General features: G+C 55.0%; 1 protein-coding gene. It reads left to right on the forward strand.

Translation table 11 applies throughout. From position 1 onward, the window contains the following. The first annotated feature begins 118 nt into the window (after positions 1-118). The gene (locus tag AACY31_RS28665) at positions 119-1,504 is read left to right on the forward strand and encodes an IS4 family transposase (protein WP_339483819.1); all 1,386 of its coding nucleotides are present in this window, start codon (positions 119-121) and stop codon (positions 1,502-1,504) included. Positions 1,505-1,514 lie beyond the last annotated feature (10 nt).

A 1,514-nucleotide genomic window follows, 5' to 3' on the forward strand; every position in this document is an offset into this window, starting at 1 on the left:
GAATGGCACTTACTTAACGGCTAACTAACTGATACGGCTGCAAAAAATGAAAAAAGGCTGGCCTTGGTCTACGGTGATAGTTGCGAACACACACCGATCAAGCAAGGACACAGCCCGAGTGAATCGTAGACGCCAAATCGTCCGACATCAACAGCACCGTATGCGCCAGCACGCCACGAACAGCAATGCTCATGCTTTCTTCAAGCTGCTCACCGATCCAGAGCTATTACAGGGTGTCGAGTCGTCGATACCCAAGCATCGCCAGCGACTATTCCCCCCGACCGAAACACTGTCCCTGTTTTTGTCCCAGGCGATGAGCGCCGATCGCTCCTGTCAGAATGCCGTGAATGATTTTTCTATCAGACGCTCCTGCGAGGGGTTGAAGCCCAACAGCATTCATACCGGTGCTTACTGCAAAGCCAGAGCGCGGTTGCCGGTGGAGATGGTTTCAACCTTGTTGCGCTCCACGGGGTCATCGATGAGCAACCGGGCTCCGTCATCATGGCGTTGGAGGGGGCGGCCTGTGCGTCTCGTGGATGGCACTACGGTCACCCTGCCGGATACGCCGGCCAACCAAGAGGCCTATCCGCAATCTCGTGGGCAGAAAGCCGGACTGGGCTTTCCCATCTGTCGGTTGGTGGGAATTGTTTGCCTCGCCAGCGGTGCTGTTTTGGATGCCTCGTTGGGACGTTTTCGCGGTAAAGGCGGTGATGAGCAGACGCTGCTCAGAACCATGCTCGATACCTTGGAACGAGGTGACATTGTGCTGGGCGATGCCTACTACGCCACCTACTTTTTGTTGTGTGAATTGCAACATCGAGGCGTGGACGGGGTGTTCGAACAATACGGCGCTCGACGGCGTAGCACGGACTTTCAGCTGGGAAAGCCCTTGGGGTCGGAAGATCATTTGGTTGAGCTGAAAAAGCCCAAGGCAAAGCCGTCCTGGATGAGCCAGGCCTATTACGACGAGGCACCTGAAACGCTGACAGTACGTGAGTTGAAGGCCGGAGGGAAAATCCTGGTCACTACTTTGAATTGTCCACAGCAGGTGCCCAAAGCTGCCCTCAAATCACTGTTCAAAGACCGATGGCATGTGGAGCTGGATCTGCGCAACCTCAAGACTACGCTGGGGCTTGAAGCACTGAGCTGCAAGACGCCGGGTATGGCCGTCAAGGAGTTGTGGATTTACTTGCTGGCGCACAATCTGATACGGATGCTCATGGCGCAATCAGCTCTGTTGGCCGACTGTCTGCCTCGGGAGCTGAGCTTCAAACATAGCCTTCAGCTGTGCCTTGCGTTGAGGCAGTACGGGGTTCAGGAGCAAGAAGATCAGATGCTGAGTCTGTTTGAGATGATTGCCCAGAAACGTGTTGGAAGGCGTCCTGGCAGGATTGAGCCGCGCGCGATAAAACGAAGACCCAAGCCTTATCCCATGCTGATGAAAACACGTCGATCAGCCAGGGCCGAGGTCAGGAAGAATGGTCACCCGAAGAAGGTTAAGTAAGTGCCATTCA

The sequence above is a fragment of the Pseudomonas sp. RL_105y_Pfl2_101 genome (assembly GCF_963970585.1).
GTDB lineage: Bacteria > Pseudomonadota > Gammaproteobacteria > Pseudomonadales > Pseudomonadaceae > Aquipseudomonas.